The sequence below is a fragment of the Novosphingobium sp. HR1a genome (genome assembly GCF_015594425.1).
Classification (GTDB): Bacteria; Pseudomonadota; Alphaproteobacteria; order Sphingomonadales; family Sphingomonadaceae; genus Novosphingobium; species Novosphingobium resinovorum_A.
On sequence record NZ_JABXWS010000057.1, the window covers coordinates 1 to 16,670 of the forward strand.

General features: G+C 67.6%; 22 protein-coding genes and 1 pseudogene. 7 read left to right on the forward strand and 16 right to left on the reverse strand.

Features of this window, described 5'->3' with window-relative positions:
• From HWN72_RS15135 to HWN72_RS15145, 3 genes and pseudogenes are all read left to right on the forward strand, one after another.
• Nucleotides 1–312: pseudogene (locus HWN72_RS15135) on the forward strand (hypothetical protein); the annotation flags it as partial.
• Between the two features lie 128 nt (nucleotides 313–440).
• A complete protein-coding gene (locus tag HWN72_RS15140) occupies nucleotides 441–1,142 on the forward strand; it encodes a SatD family protein (RefSeq protein WP_248006038.1) in 702 nt (233 codons plus the stop codon).
• Nucleotides 1,112–1,513 (forward strand): hypothetical protein, encoded by a 402-nt coding sequence (locus HWN72_RS15145; protein WP_211150598.1) that lies wholly within the window; start codon nucleotides 1,112–1,114, stop codon nucleotides 1,511–1,513. The genes HWN72_RS15140 and HWN72_RS15145 overlap by 31 nt, the downstream gene beginning before the upstream one ends.
• Nucleotides 1,514–1,542: 29 nt before the next feature.
• Here the strand turns inward: HWN72_RS15145 and HWN72_RS15150 are convergent, their stop codons facing one another.
• The 9 genes from HWN72_RS15150 to flgC form a co-directional block, all read right to left on the reverse strand.
• On the reverse strand, nucleotides 1,543–2,685 hold the full coding sequence (locus HWN72_RS15150; protein ID WP_211150599.1) for an alpha/beta fold hydrolase: 1,143 nt from the start codon (nucleotides 2,683–2,685) through the stop codon (nucleotides 1,543–1,545).
• Nucleotides 2,686–2,759: 74 nt separating this feature from the next.
• Complete coding sequence (locus tag HWN72_RS15155; protein ID WP_036527415.1) at nucleotides 2,760–3,200, reverse strand: flagellar biosynthesis protein FlgN; 441 nt, start codon at nucleotides 3,198–3,200, stop codon at nucleotides 2,760–2,762.
• A complete protein-coding gene (locus HWN72_RS15160) occupies nucleotides 3,190–3,495 on the reverse strand; it encodes a rod-binding protein (protein WP_036527407.1) in 306 nt (101 codons plus the stop codon). Before HWN72_RS15160 ends, HWN72_RS15155 begins: the two co-directional genes overlap by 11 nt.
• 1 nt (nucleotide 3,496) lies before the next feature.
• Nucleotides 3,497–4,597, reverse strand: coding sequence for a flagellar basal body P-ring protein FlgI (locus HWN72_RS15165; RefSeq protein ID WP_211150600.1), 1,101 nt, complete (start codon nucleotides 4,595–4,597; stop codon nucleotides 3,497–3,499).
• A gap of 184 nt (nucleotides 4,598–4,781) precedes the next feature.
• On the reverse strand, nucleotides 4,782–5,858 hold the full coding sequence (gene flhB / locus HWN72_RS15170) for a flagellar biosynthesis protein FlhB (protein ID WP_211150601.1): 1,077 nt from the start codon (nucleotides 5,856–5,858) through the stop codon (nucleotides 4,782–4,784).
• 1 nt (nucleotide 5,859) lies between these two features.
• Nucleotides 5,860–6,639 (reverse strand): flagellar biosynthetic protein FliR, encoded by a 780-nt coding sequence (locus HWN72_RS15175; protein WP_211150602.1) that lies wholly within the window; start codon nucleotides 6,637–6,639, stop codon nucleotides 5,860–5,862.
• 114 nt (nucleotides 6,640–6,753) lie between these two features.
• Nucleotides 6,754–7,017, reverse strand: coding sequence for a flagellar biosynthetic protein FliQ (locus tag HWN72_RS15180; protein WP_008832787.1), 264 nt, complete (start codon nucleotides 7,015–7,017; stop codon nucleotides 6,754–6,756).
• Between the two features lie 199 nt (nucleotides 7,018–7,216).
• Nucleotides 7,217–7,558 (reverse strand): flagellar hook-basal body complex protein FliE, encoded by a 342-nt coding sequence (locus HWN72_RS15185; protein ID WP_036527400.1) that lies wholly within the window; start codon nucleotides 7,556–7,558, stop codon nucleotides 7,217–7,219.
• Nucleotides 7,559–7,568: 10 nt separating this feature from the next.
• Entirely contained in the window at nucleotides 7,569–7,979 is a 411-nt protein-coding gene (gene flgC, locus HWN72_RS15190) for a flagellar basal body rod protein FlgC (protein WP_211150603.1), read from the reverse strand.
• 120 nt (nucleotides 7,980–8,099) lie between these two features.
• On the opposite strand from flgC, the gene HWN72_RS15195 reads away from it, so the two are divergent.
• Genes HWN72_RS15195 through fliP form a run of 3 tightly spaced genes read left to right on the forward strand, consistent with a single transcriptional unit; the run spans nucleotide 8,100 to nucleotide 9,544 of the window.
• Complete coding sequence (locus HWN72_RS15195) at nucleotides 8,100–8,333, forward strand: FliM/FliN family flagellar motor switch protein (protein ID WP_008832790.1); 234 nt, start codon at nucleotides 8,100–8,102, stop codon at nucleotides 8,331–8,333.
• A gap of 3 nt (nucleotides 8,334–8,336) precedes the next feature.
• Nucleotides 8,337–8,759: a flagellar biosynthetic protein FliO gene (locus HWN72_RS15200; protein WP_211150604.1), complete on the forward strand. Its 423-nt coding sequence runs from the start codon at nucleotides 8,337–8,339 to the stop codon at nucleotides 8,757–8,759.
• On the forward strand, nucleotides 8,759–9,544 hold the full coding sequence (gene fliP, locus HWN72_RS15205; protein WP_211150605.1) for a flagellar type III secretion system pore protein FliP: 786 nt from the start codon (nucleotides 8,759–8,761) through the stop codon (nucleotides 9,542–9,544). Before HWN72_RS15200 ends, fliP begins: the two co-directional genes overlap by 1 nt.
• A gap of 269 nt (nucleotides 9,545–9,813) precedes the next feature.
• Here the strand turns inward: fliP and HWN72_RS15210 are convergent, their stop codons facing one another.
• From HWN72_RS15210 to motA, 3 genes are read right to left on the reverse strand one after another with little or no spacing between them, the layout of a single operon-like run.
• Complete coding sequence (locus tag HWN72_RS15210; protein WP_211150606.1) at nucleotides 9,814–10,257, reverse strand: hypothetical protein; 444 nt, start codon at nucleotides 10,255–10,257, stop codon at nucleotides 9,814–9,816.
• A gap of 12 nt (nucleotides 10,258–10,269) precedes the next feature.
• Nucleotides 10,270–11,133: a flagellar motor protein MotB gene (locus tag HWN72_RS15215; protein WP_211150607.1), complete on the reverse strand. Its 864-nt coding sequence runs from the start codon at nucleotides 11,131–11,133 to the stop codon at nucleotides 10,270–10,272.
• Between the two features lie 13 nt (nucleotides 11,134–11,146).
• On the reverse strand, nucleotides 11,147–12,031 hold the full coding sequence (gene motA / locus HWN72_RS15220) for a flagellar motor stator protein MotA (RefSeq protein ID WP_036527390.1): 885 nt from the start codon (nucleotides 12,029–12,031) through the stop codon (nucleotides 11,147–11,149).
• A gap of 174 nt (nucleotides 12,032–12,205) precedes the next feature.
• Between motA and flaF the strand changes: the two genes are divergently transcribed.
• Nucleotides 12,206–12,574: a flagellar biosynthesis regulator FlaF gene (gene flaF / locus HWN72_RS15225; RefSeq protein ID WP_036527388.1), complete on the forward strand. Its 369-nt coding sequence runs from the start codon at nucleotides 12,206–12,208 to the stop codon at nucleotides 12,572–12,574.
• A 183-nt stretch (nucleotides 12,575–12,757) separates the two neighbouring features.
• Here the strand turns inward: flaF and HWN72_RS15230 are convergent, their stop codons facing one another.
• The 4 genes from HWN72_RS15230 to fliI all read right to left on the reverse strand — a co-directional run bounded on the left by HWN72_RS15230 (nucleotide 12,758) and on the right by fliI (nucleotide 16,566).
• Nucleotides 12,758–13,615, reverse strand: a complete 858-nt coding sequence (locus tag HWN72_RS15230; RefSeq protein ID WP_211150608.1) for a sigma-70 family RNA polymerase sigma factor — start codon at nucleotides 13,613–13,615, stop codon at nucleotides 12,758–12,760.
• Nucleotides 13,616–13,923: 308 nt separating this feature from the next.
• Nucleotides 13,924–14,865 carry a peptidoglycan-binding protein gene (locus HWN72_RS15235; RefSeq protein ID WP_211150609.1) on the reverse strand — a complete coding sequence of 314 codons (942 nt, stop codon included), beginning with the start codon at nucleotides 14,863–14,865 and terminating at the stop codon, nucleotides 13,924–13,926.
• The gene (locus HWN72_RS15240; protein ID WP_036527383.1) at nucleotides 14,862–15,281 is read right to left on the reverse strand and encodes a hypothetical protein; all 420 of its coding nucleotides are present in this window, start codon (nucleotides 15,279–15,281) and stop codon (nucleotides 14,862–14,864) included. The genes HWN72_RS15235 and HWN72_RS15240 overlap by 4 nt, the downstream gene beginning before the upstream one ends.
• Nucleotides 15,265–16,566, reverse strand: a complete 1,302-nt coding sequence (gene fliI, locus HWN72_RS15245; protein WP_051586963.1) for a flagellar protein export ATPase FliI — start codon at nucleotides 16,564–16,566, stop codon at nucleotides 15,265–15,267. Before fliI ends, HWN72_RS15240 begins: the two co-directional genes overlap by 17 nt.
• Between the last annotated feature and the right edge of the window lie 104 nt (nucleotides 16,567–16,670).

Below are 16,670 nucleotides of genomic sequence, written 5' to 3' on the forward strand. Positions count from 1 at the left end.
CGTATAGACTATACTATTACGTACGTAAGTTATACGAGGGCCCCGCGCGCCCTATGGGCCCTGCGCCTCGGCCGCCCGACGCTGGGCGCGGGACTGCCCGGCCGCGCTACCTTGGTGGTGGACCCCGACCGCTACCCCGCCACCGGCGGTCTCGCCGTCGTGCGCGAGGGTGAGGCGCTGCGCGTCCTTTCCGTCGCCGCCGACCGGCACGGCCGCATGCTCGGCTATTCGCAAAGCCCTGATCTGGAAGTGATGCTCGACACCCTCGCCCCGGCCGACGTCGCGGCGGTGCTCTCCGCGGTGTTCGAGTAAGGGCGACGCCACTCGCGGCGCTCGCCCCCGGGAGTTGTAACCCGTTTTTGGGATAATTCTTCGATTACACCGAATTTGGGTTAAAAATTGAAGTGACCCTTTTTTGGGTTGATGCCGTCACCGCGTTCATGGCTTCCTCCCCCTCCTTCCATGCCGTCCTCATGGGCGAACTCGTGGGGAGCGAGCGGCATGCGGATCCCCGGGACCTGCACGCCCGGTTCAATGCCGCGATCGACCGCCAGAACAAGGCCCTTGCCGCCGACATGGCCTCGCCATTGACGATAACGCTCGGCGACGAATTCCAGGGCCTGTTCACCTCGCTGGTGGCTGCCGCGCAAGCCGCGCGCGAGATCCGCTTCGAGTTGCTGGGCAAGGACATCGACTGCCGTTTCGTGATCGGCAGCATCGATCTTAGAACACCGGTCAACTCCCGGCGCGCCTGGAACATGATGGGGCCGGGCTTCGCCGACGCCCGGGAACGTCTGGGGGAAAAGCGCTCTGCGAGCCGTTACCGCTTCTCCTTCCCGCAGTACGGGCTTCTCGAAACCCTGCTGGAAGCAAGCGGCGCAAGCCTGACCGCCATCGAGCGCGGGTGGTCGCAGGCCCAGCGCGGCGATATCGTCAAGCTGCTGGCCGGGGCCTCGGTCGCCGAAGTGGCGAACGCCCGCAATGTCAGCGTACACAACGTCTACAAAGTGCAAAGCGCAGGCGACTTCGAGCTGTATGTCATCCAGTGGGCCGCCATTCACAAGGCGCTCGCCGAGCTCGACCATCGATACCGATTGCCGGGGGCCGACAAATGGGGTGCGCATTCCTTTACACCGCAGTAGCCCTGATACTGCTGACCTGGGAGGGCAACCTGATCTGCCGGGGGATCTTCCACCTCAGCGGCCTGAAGGATTCCATCGCGCATCTTCCTACTGCGGCGCACAACGCGGGCCGCTGGATCGGCGTATTCGAACGGCTGATCCTGGCCACGGGGATCATCGTCCATAGCTGGGAGATCCTTGCCGCTGTGATCGCGCTCAAGACCGTCGCGCGCTTCAAGGACATGGACGAGCGCAATTTCGCCGAACACTTCCTGGTCGGATCGCTGTTCAGCATCTTGCGGACGATGCTGGCGACGAGCGCGTGGATCGCATATGACCACAACGCGGGCATCGACTTGCGCAAACACACCGAGCAATGGCTCGGAATTTAGGCCGGGAAGGACTGACCGGGAATCGTCTTTCAGAACGTGCCGCAGTTGCCCGGTGCCTTGCGGCCGGCGAAGCGGGCGTCGATCCAGTCCAGCATCGCCGCCGCCTCGCTGCGCGCGACGGTCTCGTGCCGGCCCCCCTGTATCGACATGAAGCGCACGGTCCTGCCCCGCCTGCAGGCGAGGCGGGCGAAGTCGCGCACCACGGCCGGGGCGACGATCGTGTCCGCCGTTCCGGTCGCGATCAGGGCGGGGACCGGGATCGCCGCCGCCGAGGGATTGTTTGCGCGCATCATGCGGCCCCAGGGCTGCTGCCGGGATAAATCGAGCCTGGCGATCGCCCGCTGGGCAATGGCGATGCCGGCGATGGTGCCCAGCTTGGGCCGGGCGTCGAAGCGCACGCAGTTGTTGTCGGCGAGCCGCATCATCACGCGCTGGACCGAGGGCGACCCGAACGTCGCCATGGGCGCGCCGTAGAGCCGCGACCAGCTGGTCGCCGTATAGGCGATCAACAGGGCGCGCACGCGCGGGTCGCTGCCTTCCGTCAAGTTGCGGGGAAGGTCGGTCGGCGGCACCACCGCGACGATCCCCGCCAGCTGCAGCTCGGGCGCGTAGCGTGCCTGGATCTGGCCGGACCACAAGGCTGCGTGGCCGCCTTGCGATTCCCCCCAGAGCGCGAAGCGGGTGCCGCTCGCCGCCGCCGGGATGCGACGCGCGGCGCGCACCGCATCGAGGGTGGAACGGCCCTCGCTCACGCCGATCAGCACCGGATGCACGCCTTCCGACCCCAGCCCCGGATAGTCGGGCGCGACCACGGTATAACCGCGGGCGAGGGCGTCCTTCAGGCCGGGGATCACGGTGAAGTTGTCGTCCCCCAGCGACGGCGCGCAGCGGCGCGCGATGCCGACCAGCCCGTGCGTCCAGGCGATGACCGGCCGGGCGGGAGCAGCGGGAGCGGGGGCAGCGGGGGCGACGACCATGCCGGTCACCGCGAGGGGCCGGTCTTTCTCGTCACGGGTCCAGTAGCGGATGCGCCAGGCCTTCATGCCGGCAGGCGCGGTGGCGACCGGATCGGTCGCGATCAGCGTGCCCGCAGACTGCGCCCGCGCCGTCGAAGCGGTGAATGCCATGGCCGCCGCCAGCAGCAGAACGGGTTTCCCGCAGATACCGCCCATCAGGCCGCTCCTTCCCGAAACAGACTGCGGCCTTAGCACGCCGGAGGGCGGCGGGGCTCCCGAAAATTACCCGCTCAGAACTCCCCGTTGAGCGAAATCGGCGTCGTCAGGTCCGCGCGGGCAAGGGTGCCGCGCGCCCCGTAGGCGTAGGCGCGGTTGCCGGTCAGGCGCTTGGCCTCGGACGCAATCGCGCCCATCAGGTCGGCGGACAGCTCGATGTGCCGTTCCAGCAGCGCGGCGTTGACCATCGAGGCGGCGCGCAGCTCGCCCAGCGCTTCGGTGAAGCTCTCGCGCAAGGGGGCGTCCAGCTGCGCGGTCCAGCCCGGCTCCTGCCGCGTCACGCGGGCGAGGTGTTCCTCCAGCGTGCCCACGAGCCGCGCCTTGGCCGAGGCCAGTTCGGCCAGGTCGAGCGCGCGGATGCCGCTCTCCAGCGCGCGCGTCTCCTCGCGCATGACCGAGGAGAGCGAGGTCATGACCCCGACGATGGCGGCGGCGGTCTCGTTGTCATTCGGCATTGGTCGCGCCCTGCAGGCGGATGATCTGCGCCTCGACCGCCGAGGCAATGCCGAGGCCCTTGCCGGACGCGATGGAGTTGCCGATCTGCTCGGCCAGGATGCCGCGGAACATCTCCTCGCCGTGGCCGCCGGAGAACTGCTCGTCCTGCTCCACGGTTTCCATCATGATCTTGGTGATCTGGCCTGCGAAGACGCCTTCGAACTGGCGCGCCACCGCCGCCGGGCTGCGATCCTGCGAGATCGTCGGCGCCTGAACCGGCGGCCGCGTGGGATAGGTATTGATCGGATCGCTCATCCTACTGCACCGCTATTTCGGCCTGCAGCGCGCCCGCCGTCTTGAGCGCCTGCAGGATGGTGATGAGATCGCGCGGGCTGACGCCCAGCGCATTGAGGCCGCCCACCAGCGTCTGCAGCGAAGTGCCGCTGGTCAGCATCGCCAGCGCCGCGCCGTTTCCGTCGTTGGCCTGGATGGTGGTGCGCGGCAATACCGCCGTCTGCCCGCCCGAGAACGGCGCGGGCTGCGAGGCCACCGGGGTCTCGGTGACGCTGATCGTCAGCCCCCCTTGCGCGATGGCCACCGGACTGACGCGCACGTCCGCGCCCATGACCACGGTGCCCGCCGCCTCGTTGATGACGATCCGCGCGGGCTGGTCGACCGCGACGGTCAGGTTCTCGACCTGGGTGACGAGGTCGATCAGCGAGCCGCTGCCATAGGGGCGCAGCTCCACCGTGCCGGGATCGAGCACTTCGGCCGAGTCGGGCGCCTGCCGGTTGATGGTCTGGGCGATCTGGCGCGCAGTGGTGAAATCGGGGTTCTTCAGCGCCAGTTTCAGCGAGTGGGCATTGCGCAGGTCATAAGGCACCTCGCGCTCGATTATGGCGCCGCCGGCGATGCGCGCAGTGGTCATCACGCCCCGGCTGAGCTTCGCGCCCGCCCCTTGCGCCTTGAAGCCGGAGACGGCGACGGGCCCTTGCGCCACCGCGTAGATCTCGCCGTCCAGCGCCCGCAGCGAGGAGACGAGGAGAATGCCGCCCTGCAGGCTGCTGGCGTCGCCGAGCGCCGAAACCTGCACGTCCACCGTCGATCCCGCGCGCGCGAAGGGCGGCATCGTCGCGGTGACGGTTACGGCGGCGACGTTCTGGGTGAGCATCTGGGTGCCCCGGATGTTGACGCCCATGCGCTCCAGCATCGCCTGCAAGGTCTCCTCGGTGAAGGGGACGTTGCGGATGCGGTCGCCGGTGCCTTGGAGACCGACCACCAGGCCGTAGCCGACCAGCTGGTTGGTGCGCACGTTCTCGACGTCGACGATGTCCTTGATGCGCGGCTGCGGGCCTGCCTGTGCCGCCGAGGGCGACAACAGGGCGAGAAGCGCGAGGAGGAACGGCAGCCGGGGCATCGTGTGCTTTATAGGATGGAGTTGGGAGGGTCGGGTGTGACCGACGCAATTCCTCCCCGAGCTTGTCTCGGGGAAGGGGGACCGCCCGCGAAGCGGGTGGTGGAGGAGAAGAAGGCGTGCAGATTCTCCCTCCGTCGCCGACTTCGTCGGCGCCACCTCCCCAAGACAAGCTCGGTGAGGAACATCAGCGCCCCGCCTTCTTCGCCAGCTTCAGCACGTAGCCGATGATCTCCGCCACTGCCTGATAGTGCTCGATCGGGATGGGGTGGTCGATCTCCACCGCCGCGAAGAGCGCGCGGGCCAGCGGCGGGTTCTCCAAGATCGGCACCCCGGCCTTGGCTGCGACCTCGCGGATGCGCAGGGCCACCGCGTCCACGCCTTTCGCTACCACCGTCGGCGCGGCAGTCACGCCATGCTCGTATTTGAGCGCGACGGCGTAGTGCGTTGGGTTGGTCACGATCACGCTGGCGGTCGGCACTGCCGACATCATCCGCTTTCGCGAGCGCTGCATCTGGATCTGGCGGATCTTGGCCTTGATCTTGGGATCGCCGTCGTTCTGCTTGTGCTCGTCCTTCACTTCCTGAAGGGTCATGCGCATGCGCTGCAGGAAGCTGCGGCGCTGCCACAGGAAGTCGAACAGCGCGAGACCCGCGACCAGCATCGCCACCGCGCGCAGGGCCTCGAACGCGAGCCCCCCCGCCGCCGCACCGATCGCGCCGGGAGAGCGGCCGACCAGCCCGTCCACGCCCTGCAGGCGCGGCGCCAGCACCATCCACACCACGAGGCCGATTGCGCTCATCTTGGCCAGCGTCTTGGCGAATTCCACCAGCGCGCGGGTGCCGAACAGGCGCGAGAACCCGCTCGCGGGCGAGAGCTTGGACCATTTCGGCGAAAGACGCGACCAGCTCATCACCGCGCGGCCCTGCAGGAATATCGTGCTCACCGCCGCGGCCATCAGCACCGCGAAGACCGGCAGCAGCGACACCAGCGTGTGCCACGCGACCCCGGTGGCAAGGCCCTGCGCGCCGTCCGGATCGAGGCTGAAATCCTCCGCATGGCCCCAGAGCCGCTTGAGCATGGTGCCCAGGCTTTCCATCGCCGAGAGCCCCAGCCACCCCGTCACCGCCAGAGCGCCCGCCATCATCGTGGCGTGGCGAACTTCCGGCGCGATGGCGACTTCGCCGCGCTTGCGGGCGTTGTCGAGCTTCTTCTGCGTAGGCTCGTGTGTGCGCTGGTCCTTGTCGGGGGCGTCATCGGCCATGTCAGAGGTTCCACCCGCTCTGCATGAACGTGGCCATGGCGTTCGCGAAAGCAGTGAGCATCGCCCCCATCGTCATCGCCAGGACCGAGAGACCGAGCAGCAGGTTCGCGGGCTGCATGATGAAGAACACCTGGATCGAGGGCGCCACCCGCGCCGCCAGCCCCTGCCCCAGATTGAACAGCATGCCGTAGAGGATCAGCGGCGCGCACAGGCTCAGCCCCAGCGCCGTCGCCTGCCCCGTGACGGCAACGGCGAGATGCGCAAAGTCAGCGGCAGGCGGCATCCCGCCGACCGGAAAGCTGGCGTAGGACTTGAAGATCGAGGCGATCCACAAGTGATGCACGCCCGTCGAAAGGCACACCACGATCGCCGCGACGCCGACGAACCGCGCGAGCAGCGGCACCTGCCCGCCCATCGCCGCATCGACCACCAGCGCGGAGGACAGGCCCACCTGCTGCGAGGCCAGCGCCCCGGCAATGGCGGCGGCACTGAACAGGATGCGCACGATCATGCCGAGCGCGAGGCCGACCATGACCTCGCCGATCACCAGCAGCGGCATCGACAGGCCGGACTGCAGCGCAGGCGTGACGTGCGGCTCCAGCATGCCATACATGCCGAAGGTGAAGGCCAGCGCCATGACGAGGCGGATCTGCATCGGCAATCCGTCGTCGGAGAAGGCGGGCAGCAGCATGATGACGCTGCCGACGCGGCAGAACAGCAGCAGGAACGCCGCCGCGTCGATCGGCAGACGCAGCAGGGTCGCGAGGTCGATGGCGTTCATGCGGCTGCGCCCGCGCGGTAAATCGACGCGCACGCGCAATCGCGGGGATGACGGATCGGGTTTTGATACCCCAGCTCTCGCCTATGCGAGCTTCGATCAAGCACGATCGGCGGCCTAATGCGCGACGATGGCGTCGGCCACGCGGTCCATGAAATTGCTCAGGGCATGGCCGATCATCGGCAGGCTGAGCAGCATCACCACGCCCAGCACCAGCAGCTTGGGCACGAAAGTCAGCGTCATTTCCTGCACTTGCGTCAAGGCTTGCAACAGGCCGATGAGCACGCCGACGATCAGCGCGGCGATCAGCATCGGCCCGCAGATGGTCAGCATCAGCACCAGCGCGGCGCGGGCGAGTTCGATGGCGGCGTCCGGCGTCACGGGATGGCGCGATGCCGCCCCTTTGCTTCGTCACCCTGAACTTGTTTCAGGGTCCATCGCGCCTCAAGCCCGGTGCTTTGCCGCAGCAAACCGCAAGCGCCGATGGTGACATAAGCCATCGGGTACGACCGCCCGATGGATCCTGAATCAAGTTCAGGATGACGGGGATTTGGTCCCCGTTCAGCGCACCCGCTCATCCCTAGATCTGCATCTTCATGATGTCGGAGTAGGCCGAGACCACCCGGTCGCGCACCGCCACTACCGTATCGAGCGCGGTTTCCGCCGCGCCAATGGCGGTGACGACGTCGATCAGGTCGCCCTTGCCGCCGATCTGCTTGATGCTCTGCGCCTCGGCCCCGCGCAAGGCGTCGCCGGTCTGCGAGACCATGCTCTCGACCATCGAGCCGAACCCGCCACCGCTCGGAGCAAGACCACCGGAGGGCGCAAGGCCGCCACTCCTCTGGCCGGTATCCGAGAGCGGATTGGTGGCCCGGGCCGCCCGGGCGTAAGCGGAAAGCCCATCGAGGGAGCCGATCGACATTGCCTCGTCCTTACTTCAGCAGATCGACGGTGCGCATGGTCATGCCGCGCGCCGCCTCGATGGCGTTGAGGTTGGCTTCGTAGGAGCGCTGCGCCGCCTTCATATCGGCGGCCTCGATCAGCGGATTGACGTTGGGCTGCTCGACATACCCTTGCGCGTCGGCGACGGGATTGCCGGGCTGGTAGATCCGACCGAAGGCACTCTGGTCCGCTTCGATGGACTTCACGGTAACTTGCGTGGCGCCGGTATTCCGATCGACCTCGCTTGCGAAACTGGCGACGCGGCGGCGATAGGGATCGCCCTCGGCCGTGGTGGCGATGGAGTCCGAGTTGGCGAGATTCTCGGCGATGACGCGCATCCGCAGCGCCTGCGCGCGCAGGCCCGATGCCGAGACGTCGATCGAATTGCCCAGTTCCGCCACGCTTGGTCCCCAGATGCCCCTGTACGCCCTTACCTCGACCTTATAGGCAACTTTTTCCTAGTGACGCACTACTCCTATAAATTTTTCCCCTATAAAGCTGCGAGTGAAAGGAGACGCGCGGTGTCCGTCCTCGAAGGCATTCCCATCGACCTGCAGATCGTGCTGGGCTCCACCAGCATCCCGGTCCGCCAGGTGCTCAAGATGAGCCGCGGCGCGATGATCCAGCTCGACTGCGGGCAGGACGATCCGACGCGCCTCTACGTCAATGACCGCCTCGTCGCCGAGGGCCGCATCCTCGTCAACGGCGAGGCCATGTCGCTGGAGATCACCCGCGTGGTCCAGGCCGAGCGCTGAAAGGTGGACCTGTTCTCGCTTGTGCGCATGCTGGGTGCCCTTATGGTCGTGTTGGGTGCCCTTGTGTGCCTGTTGTGGGCCGTCAAGCGCTACGACCTGACCATGCCGCGCAAGTGGCTGGAAAAGCTGGGTAATACCGGGAACGACAAGCGCTTGCAGGTAGTCGAGCGGCTTGCCGTGGACCAACGCCGCTCGCTGGTGCTGCTGCGCCGTGACGATACCGAATTCAGCGTCCTGATCGGCCCGGAAGGGGTGACGGTGCTGGACAGCACGGCGGCCCCGAAGGCGGTCGAGATCGTCAAACAAAATGATGAAAATCAGATATTTGATAAGGAACCGGAAGCACACAAAGCCTCCTTCGCGGACCGCATTCCAGTGCTCCCGGATGTCTGGTTCACGCAGGACGTGAAGACGGAACTGCACTGATGAGCGCCCCTGCCACCCCTGCCGGTTTCCCCGGGGAAACCGTGCTTCGGCGCATTCTGGCCGTTCTCGCGGTTCTGGTGGTCCTCGTCCTGCCCGTCGCGGCGATGGCCCAGAGTGCTGGCGCCGGAGGCGCAGCGAGCGCCCTGACCGGCGGCGGCACGATGTCGGGCCGGGTGCTGCAGCTGGTGATGGTGCTCACGGTGCTCAGCTTGGCGCCGGGCATCCTGATGACGATCACCTCGTTCACCCGCATCGTCGTGGCGCTCTCGCTGCTGCGCTCGGGAATGGGCGTACAGGGCGTGCCGCCCAACCCGATCGTCATTTCGCTGGCGCTGTTCCTCAGCTTCTTCGTCATGGCGCCGACGTTCGACGCGGCGTGGAAGCAGGGCATGGAGCCCTACAACGCCGGGCAGATCAACGAGACCGAGGCGCTGTCCCGCGCCAGCAAGCCGTTCCACGCCTTCATGCTGAAACAAGTGCGCGACGATGACGTGAAGCTGTTCGTCAGCCTCTCGGGCAAAGTGCCGAAGAGCAGGGCGGAACTGCCGATGACGACGCTGATGCCCGCCTTCATGATCTCCGAACTGCGCCGCGCGTTCGAGATCGGCTTCCTGCTGCTGCTGCCGTTCCTGGTGATCGATCTTGCGGTGGCGGCGGTGCTGATGGCGATGGGCATGATGATGCTGCCGCCCGCGACCGTGTCGCTGCCGATGAAGATCATCTTCTTCGTGCTGGTCGATGGCTGGGCGCTGGTGGCGGGGTCGCTAGTGAAGAGTTTCGGGTAGCGCCTTGCCGCAGGGGGCTTCGACTAGCTCAGCCTGAGCGGGTTGAGGGCGTTTGTCTCCCTGCGCGCGCCCGTCATCCCAGCGAAAGCTGGGACCGCTGGCCGCATGAAGCCCAACCCTCGGCAGGGCATTCGAACGAAAGCCCGCAGTAACAGGCCAGCGGTCCCAGCCTTCGCTGGGATGACGGGCTTTTTTATTTGAAAGCTGCGCTCGCCCCCAACACTTCGCTCATCCTGAGCTTGTCGAAGGATCGGGTTCCAGCGCAGCCCCTACCCCGGCGACGCCTTCGTCACCGCCACGGAGCGTACCGCGTCCTTGCCGTAGACCTCCAGCGCGGCGTCCATCACCACCTTGCGGAAGGCATCGAGCCCTGGCAGCATTCCGTCCGGCCCGCTGGCCATCGGCGTGCGATACGTCCGCAGGTTCACCGCGTTCATCAATAGCGGCAGCTTCGCGCCCACTTCCTCGGTCGTCCCCTGCGGCACCTCGAGCTGGATCTCGAACGTCTCGTAGCCCGAAAGCCGCCCGTCGGCGAAGACCAGCGGCGCCAGCACTTCCACCGGCGGCACGAACTCGGTCGGGCCTTTGGTCGGCTTCTTCGCATGCCCCGTCACCAGCTGCGGCGCGAAGTGGAGCACGCCCCAGGCCCCCGCCCCGCCGACGCCGAGCCCCGCCACGGTGGCGAGCAGGCCCATCACGATGCGCTTGATCATGGTGCCCTCCGCTCAGAACTTGAAGCTGGCGTCATGCGGCAGCGCGCCTGCCTCGGCCATGACGACGATGGTGATGCGGCGGTTTTCGGGGCGATCGGGCTGGTCGGGATAGACCGGCTCGGTGCCCGCCTTGCCGACGACCTCGGCGAAGCGGTCTGCCGGCAGCCCTGCCGCCACAAGCGCCGCCCGCGCGGCAAGGGCGCGATCGGCCGAAAGCTGCCAGTTGGCATCGCTGTTCCCGCCCGCGCCGTCGGTATGGCCCTCGATGGCGATGCGCGCGTCGATCCCGGCAAGCTGCTTCGCCGCCCGCGTCAGCAGCGCCCGCGCGAAGTCGTTGAGCTGTGCGGTGCTACCCTTGAACATCGAGCGCTGCGCATTGTCGACGAGGTGGATGCGCATCCCCTCGCGGCTCGGCCGCACGTCGACATTGGCGCGTCCCTGGCTGTCCATCGGCGGCTGCAGCGCCACCTGCATCTCCTGCGCCATGACGCGCAGCGAAGCCGCGGGCACTTCCGCCGTACCCCCGCGCGCGGTGCCCACGGTCCCGGCCTCCGAGGCGGGCTGGCCTTCGGGCTCTTCCTTGTCGCCCTGATTGTTGCGCCCGTGGCCGCCCGATCCCGGCTGCATGCCGGGGTCCTTGGTCAGCGTGGTCGCCGGGTTGGCCTTCTCGGAATCGGCGGAGAAGTACTCGGCAAGGCCCTTGAGCTGCACTTCGTCCGGATTGGCAAGCAGCCACAGCAGCATGAAGAAGGCCATCATCGCGGTCACGAAGTCGGCATAGGCGACCTTCCACGCGCCGCCATGGTGGCCGCCGCCGACCACCTTCTTGACCTTGCGGATGACGATGGGGCGCTTTTCGTTGCCCTTGGTGGCCATGGGTCAGCGCGCCTCAGGCCGGAGCGGCATTGAGCTGTTCCTTCACCGCCTCCAGCGCCGTCTCCATCTCCTGGAAGCTGGGGGCGTAGTTCGACGGCGTCATGCGGCGCGCCAGCTCGATGGCGATCTCGGTGGGCTGCTCCTGCGCGTGGCCGACGATGGCGGTCTTGACCAGCGTGTAGGGCTTGAAATCGGCGTCGATGATCTGCTGCAGCTTCTGCGCGATCGGGCCGACGAGGCAGTAAGCCAGCAAAACGCCGAGGAACGTGCCGACCAGCGCGCCGCCGATCATCGCGCCGAGGATCTCGGTGGGCTGGTCAATCGAGCTCATGGTCTTGATCACGCCCAGAACCGCCGCGACGATGCCGATCGCGGGCAGGCCGTCGGCCATCATCTGGATCGCGTGCTGGGGGCCGAGTTCCTCGTGATGGTGGCGTTCCATATCGCCCTCCATCGCCTCGGCCAGCTGGTGCGGGTCCTCGAAGTTGACGGTCATCATGCGCAGGTAGTCGCAGATGAACTCGATCAGCTCGTGGTCCGCCAGCAGGCGCGGATAGCGGGCGAACAGAGCGCTTTCCTCGGGCCGGTCGAGGTGTGGCTCGATGGCGTTGGCGCCGCCCTTGCGGAAGGTGGCGAGCAGCGCGAACAGCAGCGCGAGGAGGTCACGGTAATCCGCCTCCTTCCAGCGCTCGCCCTTGAACACGCGGGCGATGCCCTTGCCCGCCTTCTTCAGGGTCGTCATTGAATTGCCCAGCGCGAACGCACCCAAAGCGGCACCGCCGATCGCCATCATCTCGTGCGGCAGGGCGTGGAAAATGACGCCCATGCTGCCGCCCGACATCAGGAAGCTGCCGAAGACGCACACCAGAATGACGACGAGGCCGACGATATTGAGCATGGAAATTTCCGAGAAAGCTTTGCCCGCGAGAGACGGGACCTTTGCTGAATTATAGGACGCCGTGCTGCATCGCGGTGGCGGCTCGCGCATTTTTCGCGGGCGCGACCGGGCGGGGGCGTGACGCTCTATATGAGACAGGCGACGCTATTTGCCCCACCCCGTCCGGGAGCCCCGATGTCCGTTAACGCCTACGTCCGCGCCCGCAAGGTCGCCGAGACGCCCCGTAGCACCGAATTCCGGCTGATGACCGAGATCACCGCCCAAATGATCGCCGCGCGCGATGCCGGGTTTTCGGGCGTACAGCTGGCCCCCGCACTTCACCGCAACCGCGAGGTCTGGGGCGCCTTCCGCACGCTGTGCATCGATTCCGCCAACGCCCTGCCTGACGAACTGCGCGCCGGGATCGTCTCGCTCAGCCTGTGGGTGGACAAGTACACCTCGCAGGTGATCACCGGGCGCGAGAGCGTGGACGAACTGATCACCGTCAACCGCACCGTGATGGCCGGGCTGGCGAACGAGAACGGCGCGGTGCCGGTGGGGTGAGGACGTAGCGTGTGAGCACGATGCGCCCGATTGAAATACATCCCCCCATCCCTGCGAAGTCATCCCCGCGAAGGCGGGGACCCAACTGACGCCGGTGCAACAGGCACCCTCAGGAGATGGGTTCGCGCATTAGCGCTTCGCGCTGCCCTCCGGGTCGCGGAAAATGACGACACAGAATATCACTCAGTGCGCCGCCACCATCGCCTGGCGGTACTCGGCCATGAGCGCGAAGCGCGGATCGGCGACGGCAAGATCGCCCATGGTCTTGGCGGCGCGCTTGGCGATCTGGCGCATGCGTTCGCGGACGGTCTCGTCCTCGGCCCCATCGAGCGCCGAAGTCTCGAACAGGCGGCCCTCGACGACCTGGCGGTTGTGCTGGAGGCGCTGTTCCAGCTCTCCGACTTCCCCGGTGTCGAGCACCGGACGGCGCTGCGCCACCGCCCCGGCAGCGCGCTCGGCGCGGGTCAGCTTGCGGGGCTGGGCGCGGCGGCGGATGCGGTCGAGGCCGGAATTGCGCATGTGCTCGACGTAGCTGTCGGTCAGCGCGCTCATCGCCGAATGGGCGAGGTAGTCGCTGGCCCCGGCCTCGGTGCGGCCGAGCGCATCCTCGTCGGCGATGGCCGCCAGGATCGACAGCCCCTCCCCGTCCTCGCCGCCGGTGATGGCGTCGAGCGAGACGGTGGTGGCTTCCACCTTGCGGGCGGAGGGGCGCTGGTCGGTCATGACGCGGAAGCGCAGGCTCTGCAGTTCACCGCGAATCTGCCAGTTCACGAACGTCGTGAACTGCGCCTTCTCCGGCTCGTAAGCCAGGATCGCGCGGTGGACGGCGATGGCGCAGCACTGCTCCGCATCGTCCCAGTGGCCGACGAGGCCATACTGCCGGATGAAATGGCGGATGCGCGGCGCGATCAACTTGAGGATGCGGGCGAAAGCGCGGTCAACCTCGGCCCGCTGCCGCCGGGTCTGCTCGGTGCCTTCCGGCGGCATATTGGCGCTGACCGCAGCAACCGCAGCCTCGAGCGCGACAGTGATCTTCGACATGGCGAACCCCGATGGCACGCGAAGCCCCTTGCGACGCGTCCATGAGCTCGGAATCTATTCCTATAAATCGGGAACCAGCAATCCTATACGAGAGTTATCCACTGATGCGGCAAAATTTGCCGTAGCGGTGGAGTGATTTTCCTACCTATTCGCACTTTGCGCCACGCCTCACGGGCTTCGAAAAGCTCAGCCTGAGCGGGATTGGGGCGTAATTTAACGAAATCTGACCAAATTTCACTTTCATCCCATCCCTCCGCTCATCCTGAGCTTGCCGAAGGATGGCACACACTGCCCCCGCCAATATAGGATCAGGCAAATCTTTCCGGCCGGACGTGCTTGCCGACATAGTCCATCAGCCACGACCGGTGCGCCGCAACCGCGCCTCCGGCCTGTGCGATCCGCCGTTCCGCCGCCGCCGAACCGACTTGCGCGCCCAGCAGCTTGCGCGCGCGGTCGGGTGAGAGGCCGCCCGCAAGAAACCGCTTGGCATCGCCGACGCCGAGGTGATGGCCAAGGTACGCCGCCTGCGCGACCTCGGTGGTGCCCGCGCCGATTGTCGCGCCCGAGCGGCGCAGCGCCGCGACATTGGCCCTGGCATAGTCCGCCACCGCCTCGATCGAGGCGCGCGGATCGTAGCGCAGCGCCAGCAGGGCGCCCCGGCTCTCCGCCTTGACCTGCCCGCGTGCGTCGAGCCAGCCGTTGGCCTCTGCCGTGCTGTTGAGCCAGGTGCCGGAGCGCACCGCCTCGCCTTCCCACGTTCCGTTGAGGAACTGGCCGAGCCCCGCCGCGCTGGAACGCGGGTTGCGCGAATAGGGCTGCCACGTCCCGCCCGGGCCCTTCGCCGCCTCGGCATCGACGATTGCGGCCAGCGCCGAGGCCGGGAGGCCGGTCCGCTCCGCCGCCGCGCCGAGCATCCCGGCATAGCGCGCATTCGCGCCGTCGCCCATGGCGGACACCGCATCGCCGCTCGTCTTAGCCGGAACCTCGACCTGCGGCACAGCCGTGTCCAGCGCCGCCTTCGAGGCCGGATCGAGGATCGCCAGCAGCCGGTCGAGCCCGATCGGATCGCTCTGGTGCAGGCCCGTCACCGAGGGCTTACTCTCGCCTTTCGCCTCATCGGCCGAACCCAGCGCCGCGCGCCACAGGCGACCGGACATCTCCGAACGCGCCGTATCGTAGATCAACCGCGCCTTCTGCGACGCCGACAGATTCGCTGCCGTCAGGTCCGAAGAGGCGGTCTTGTCGATCATCGCGCGCGCAGGGTCCGCAGGAAGGCGGCGGCACTGATGTCGTCGGTGGCGGACTGCTCGGCGGCGGCTTCGTCGCGCAGGGCTTCGGCGCGGTAGTCGTCAGCGGCGTTCTCGATCCCGCGCAGCACGCCGTAGGCGTCCACTGCGACTTCGCGCAGGGCATCGAGCCGCGCCTGCAGCTGCGTCTCACGGGCCGAAAGCGCCTGCCGCTCGCCGCGCATGCGCCGCTGCCAGCCCGGCGAGACGAGAGTGAGGTCGGTGGCGGCAAGGTCCGCCTCGTGCACCAGCGCGGCGGCGACGCGCATCCGCTCCTGCTCGACCGCGCCCAAGGCGCCCGCCTCGGTGCGGATGGCGCTGCTCACTTCGTCCAGTTCGCGCTGCCGCACGCGCAACGCGGCGTCATAGGGCGTTTTCATGAATTTCCTCCAGAATACCCGAGAGCGCCGCGAAGTCTTCGGCGGCGAAGCTGCGGACGCGCTTGTCCTGACTGAGCAGCGCCTCGATGCGCGGGGCGAGTGCGACGGCGCGGTCGACTTCCGCATTGGCCCCGGCGCGATAGGCGCCAAGGCGCACCATCTCCTCCATGTCCTTCCACGTCGCCAGTTCGGCGCGCGCGGCAAGGCGGGTGGCGTTGTCCTGCGGTTCGAGACACTGCGGCAAAGTACGCGAGACCGAACGCAGGACGTCGATGGCGGGATAGCGCCCGCGCTCGGCGATCTTGCGGGTGATGACGACGTGCCCGTCGAGAATGCCGCGCACTGCGTCCGCCACCGGCTCGTTATGGTCGTCGCCGTCTACGAGGACAGTGAACAGGCCGGTTATCGCCCCCTGCCCCGCAGTTCCCGGCCCGGCACGCTCCAGCAGGCGCGGCAGTTCGGCGAAGACGGTGGGGGTATAGCCCTTGGTCGCAGGCGGCTCTCCGGCGGCGAGGCCGATCTCGCGCTGGGCCATGGCGAAACGGGTGACCGAGTCCATCAGGCACAGCACGTCCAGCCCCTCGTCGCGAAAATGTTCGGCGACGGCCAGCGTGGTCCAGGCGGCCTGGCGGCGCAGCAGCGCGGGCTCGTCCGAGGTGGCGACGACGACGACACTGCGCGCGAGGCCCTCCTCACCGAGATCGTCCTGGATGAATTCCTGCACTTCGCGGCCACGCTCGCCGATGAGGCCGATGACGGCGACGTCGCACTCGGTCCAGCGCGCCAGCATCGACAGGAGCGTGGACTTGCCCACGCCCGATCCCGCGAAAAGGCCGAGGCGCTGGCCCCGGCACAACGGCGCGAAAAGGTCCAGCGCGCGCACCCCGGTCTCGATCCGCGCACCGACGCGGGCGCGCGCGGAGGCGGGCGGAGGCGCGGACTTGATGCGGCGCTGCTCGCGTCCTTGCGGCAGCGGACCCTTGCCGTCGACCGGACGGCCGAGCCCATCCACTACCCGGCCCAGCCAGCCCGAGGAGACGCGCAGGCCCAGTTGCCCGGCCGACAGATCCGCGCGCGAACCGGAGGCGATGCCTTCCGGCTCGTTGAAGGGCATGCAGTGGGCGATGCCGTGATCGAGGCCGACCACTTCCGCCTCGATCGCCCCTACAGGCGAGCGCAAGGTGATCCGCGAGCCGATCCGCGCCGCCCCGGCAAGCCCGTCCACCTCGATAAGCGCACCGCGCACCGCGACGACGCGGCCGTAGCGCTGGTCGGGCGCGAGCATGCGCAGGCCGGATGCGGCGGCAGCTAGGGGCACGGGGCTGCCCCATCCCTCGTCATTGCGAGCGCAGCGAAGCAATCCAGGGCAGCGCAAACCGTCCTGAATTG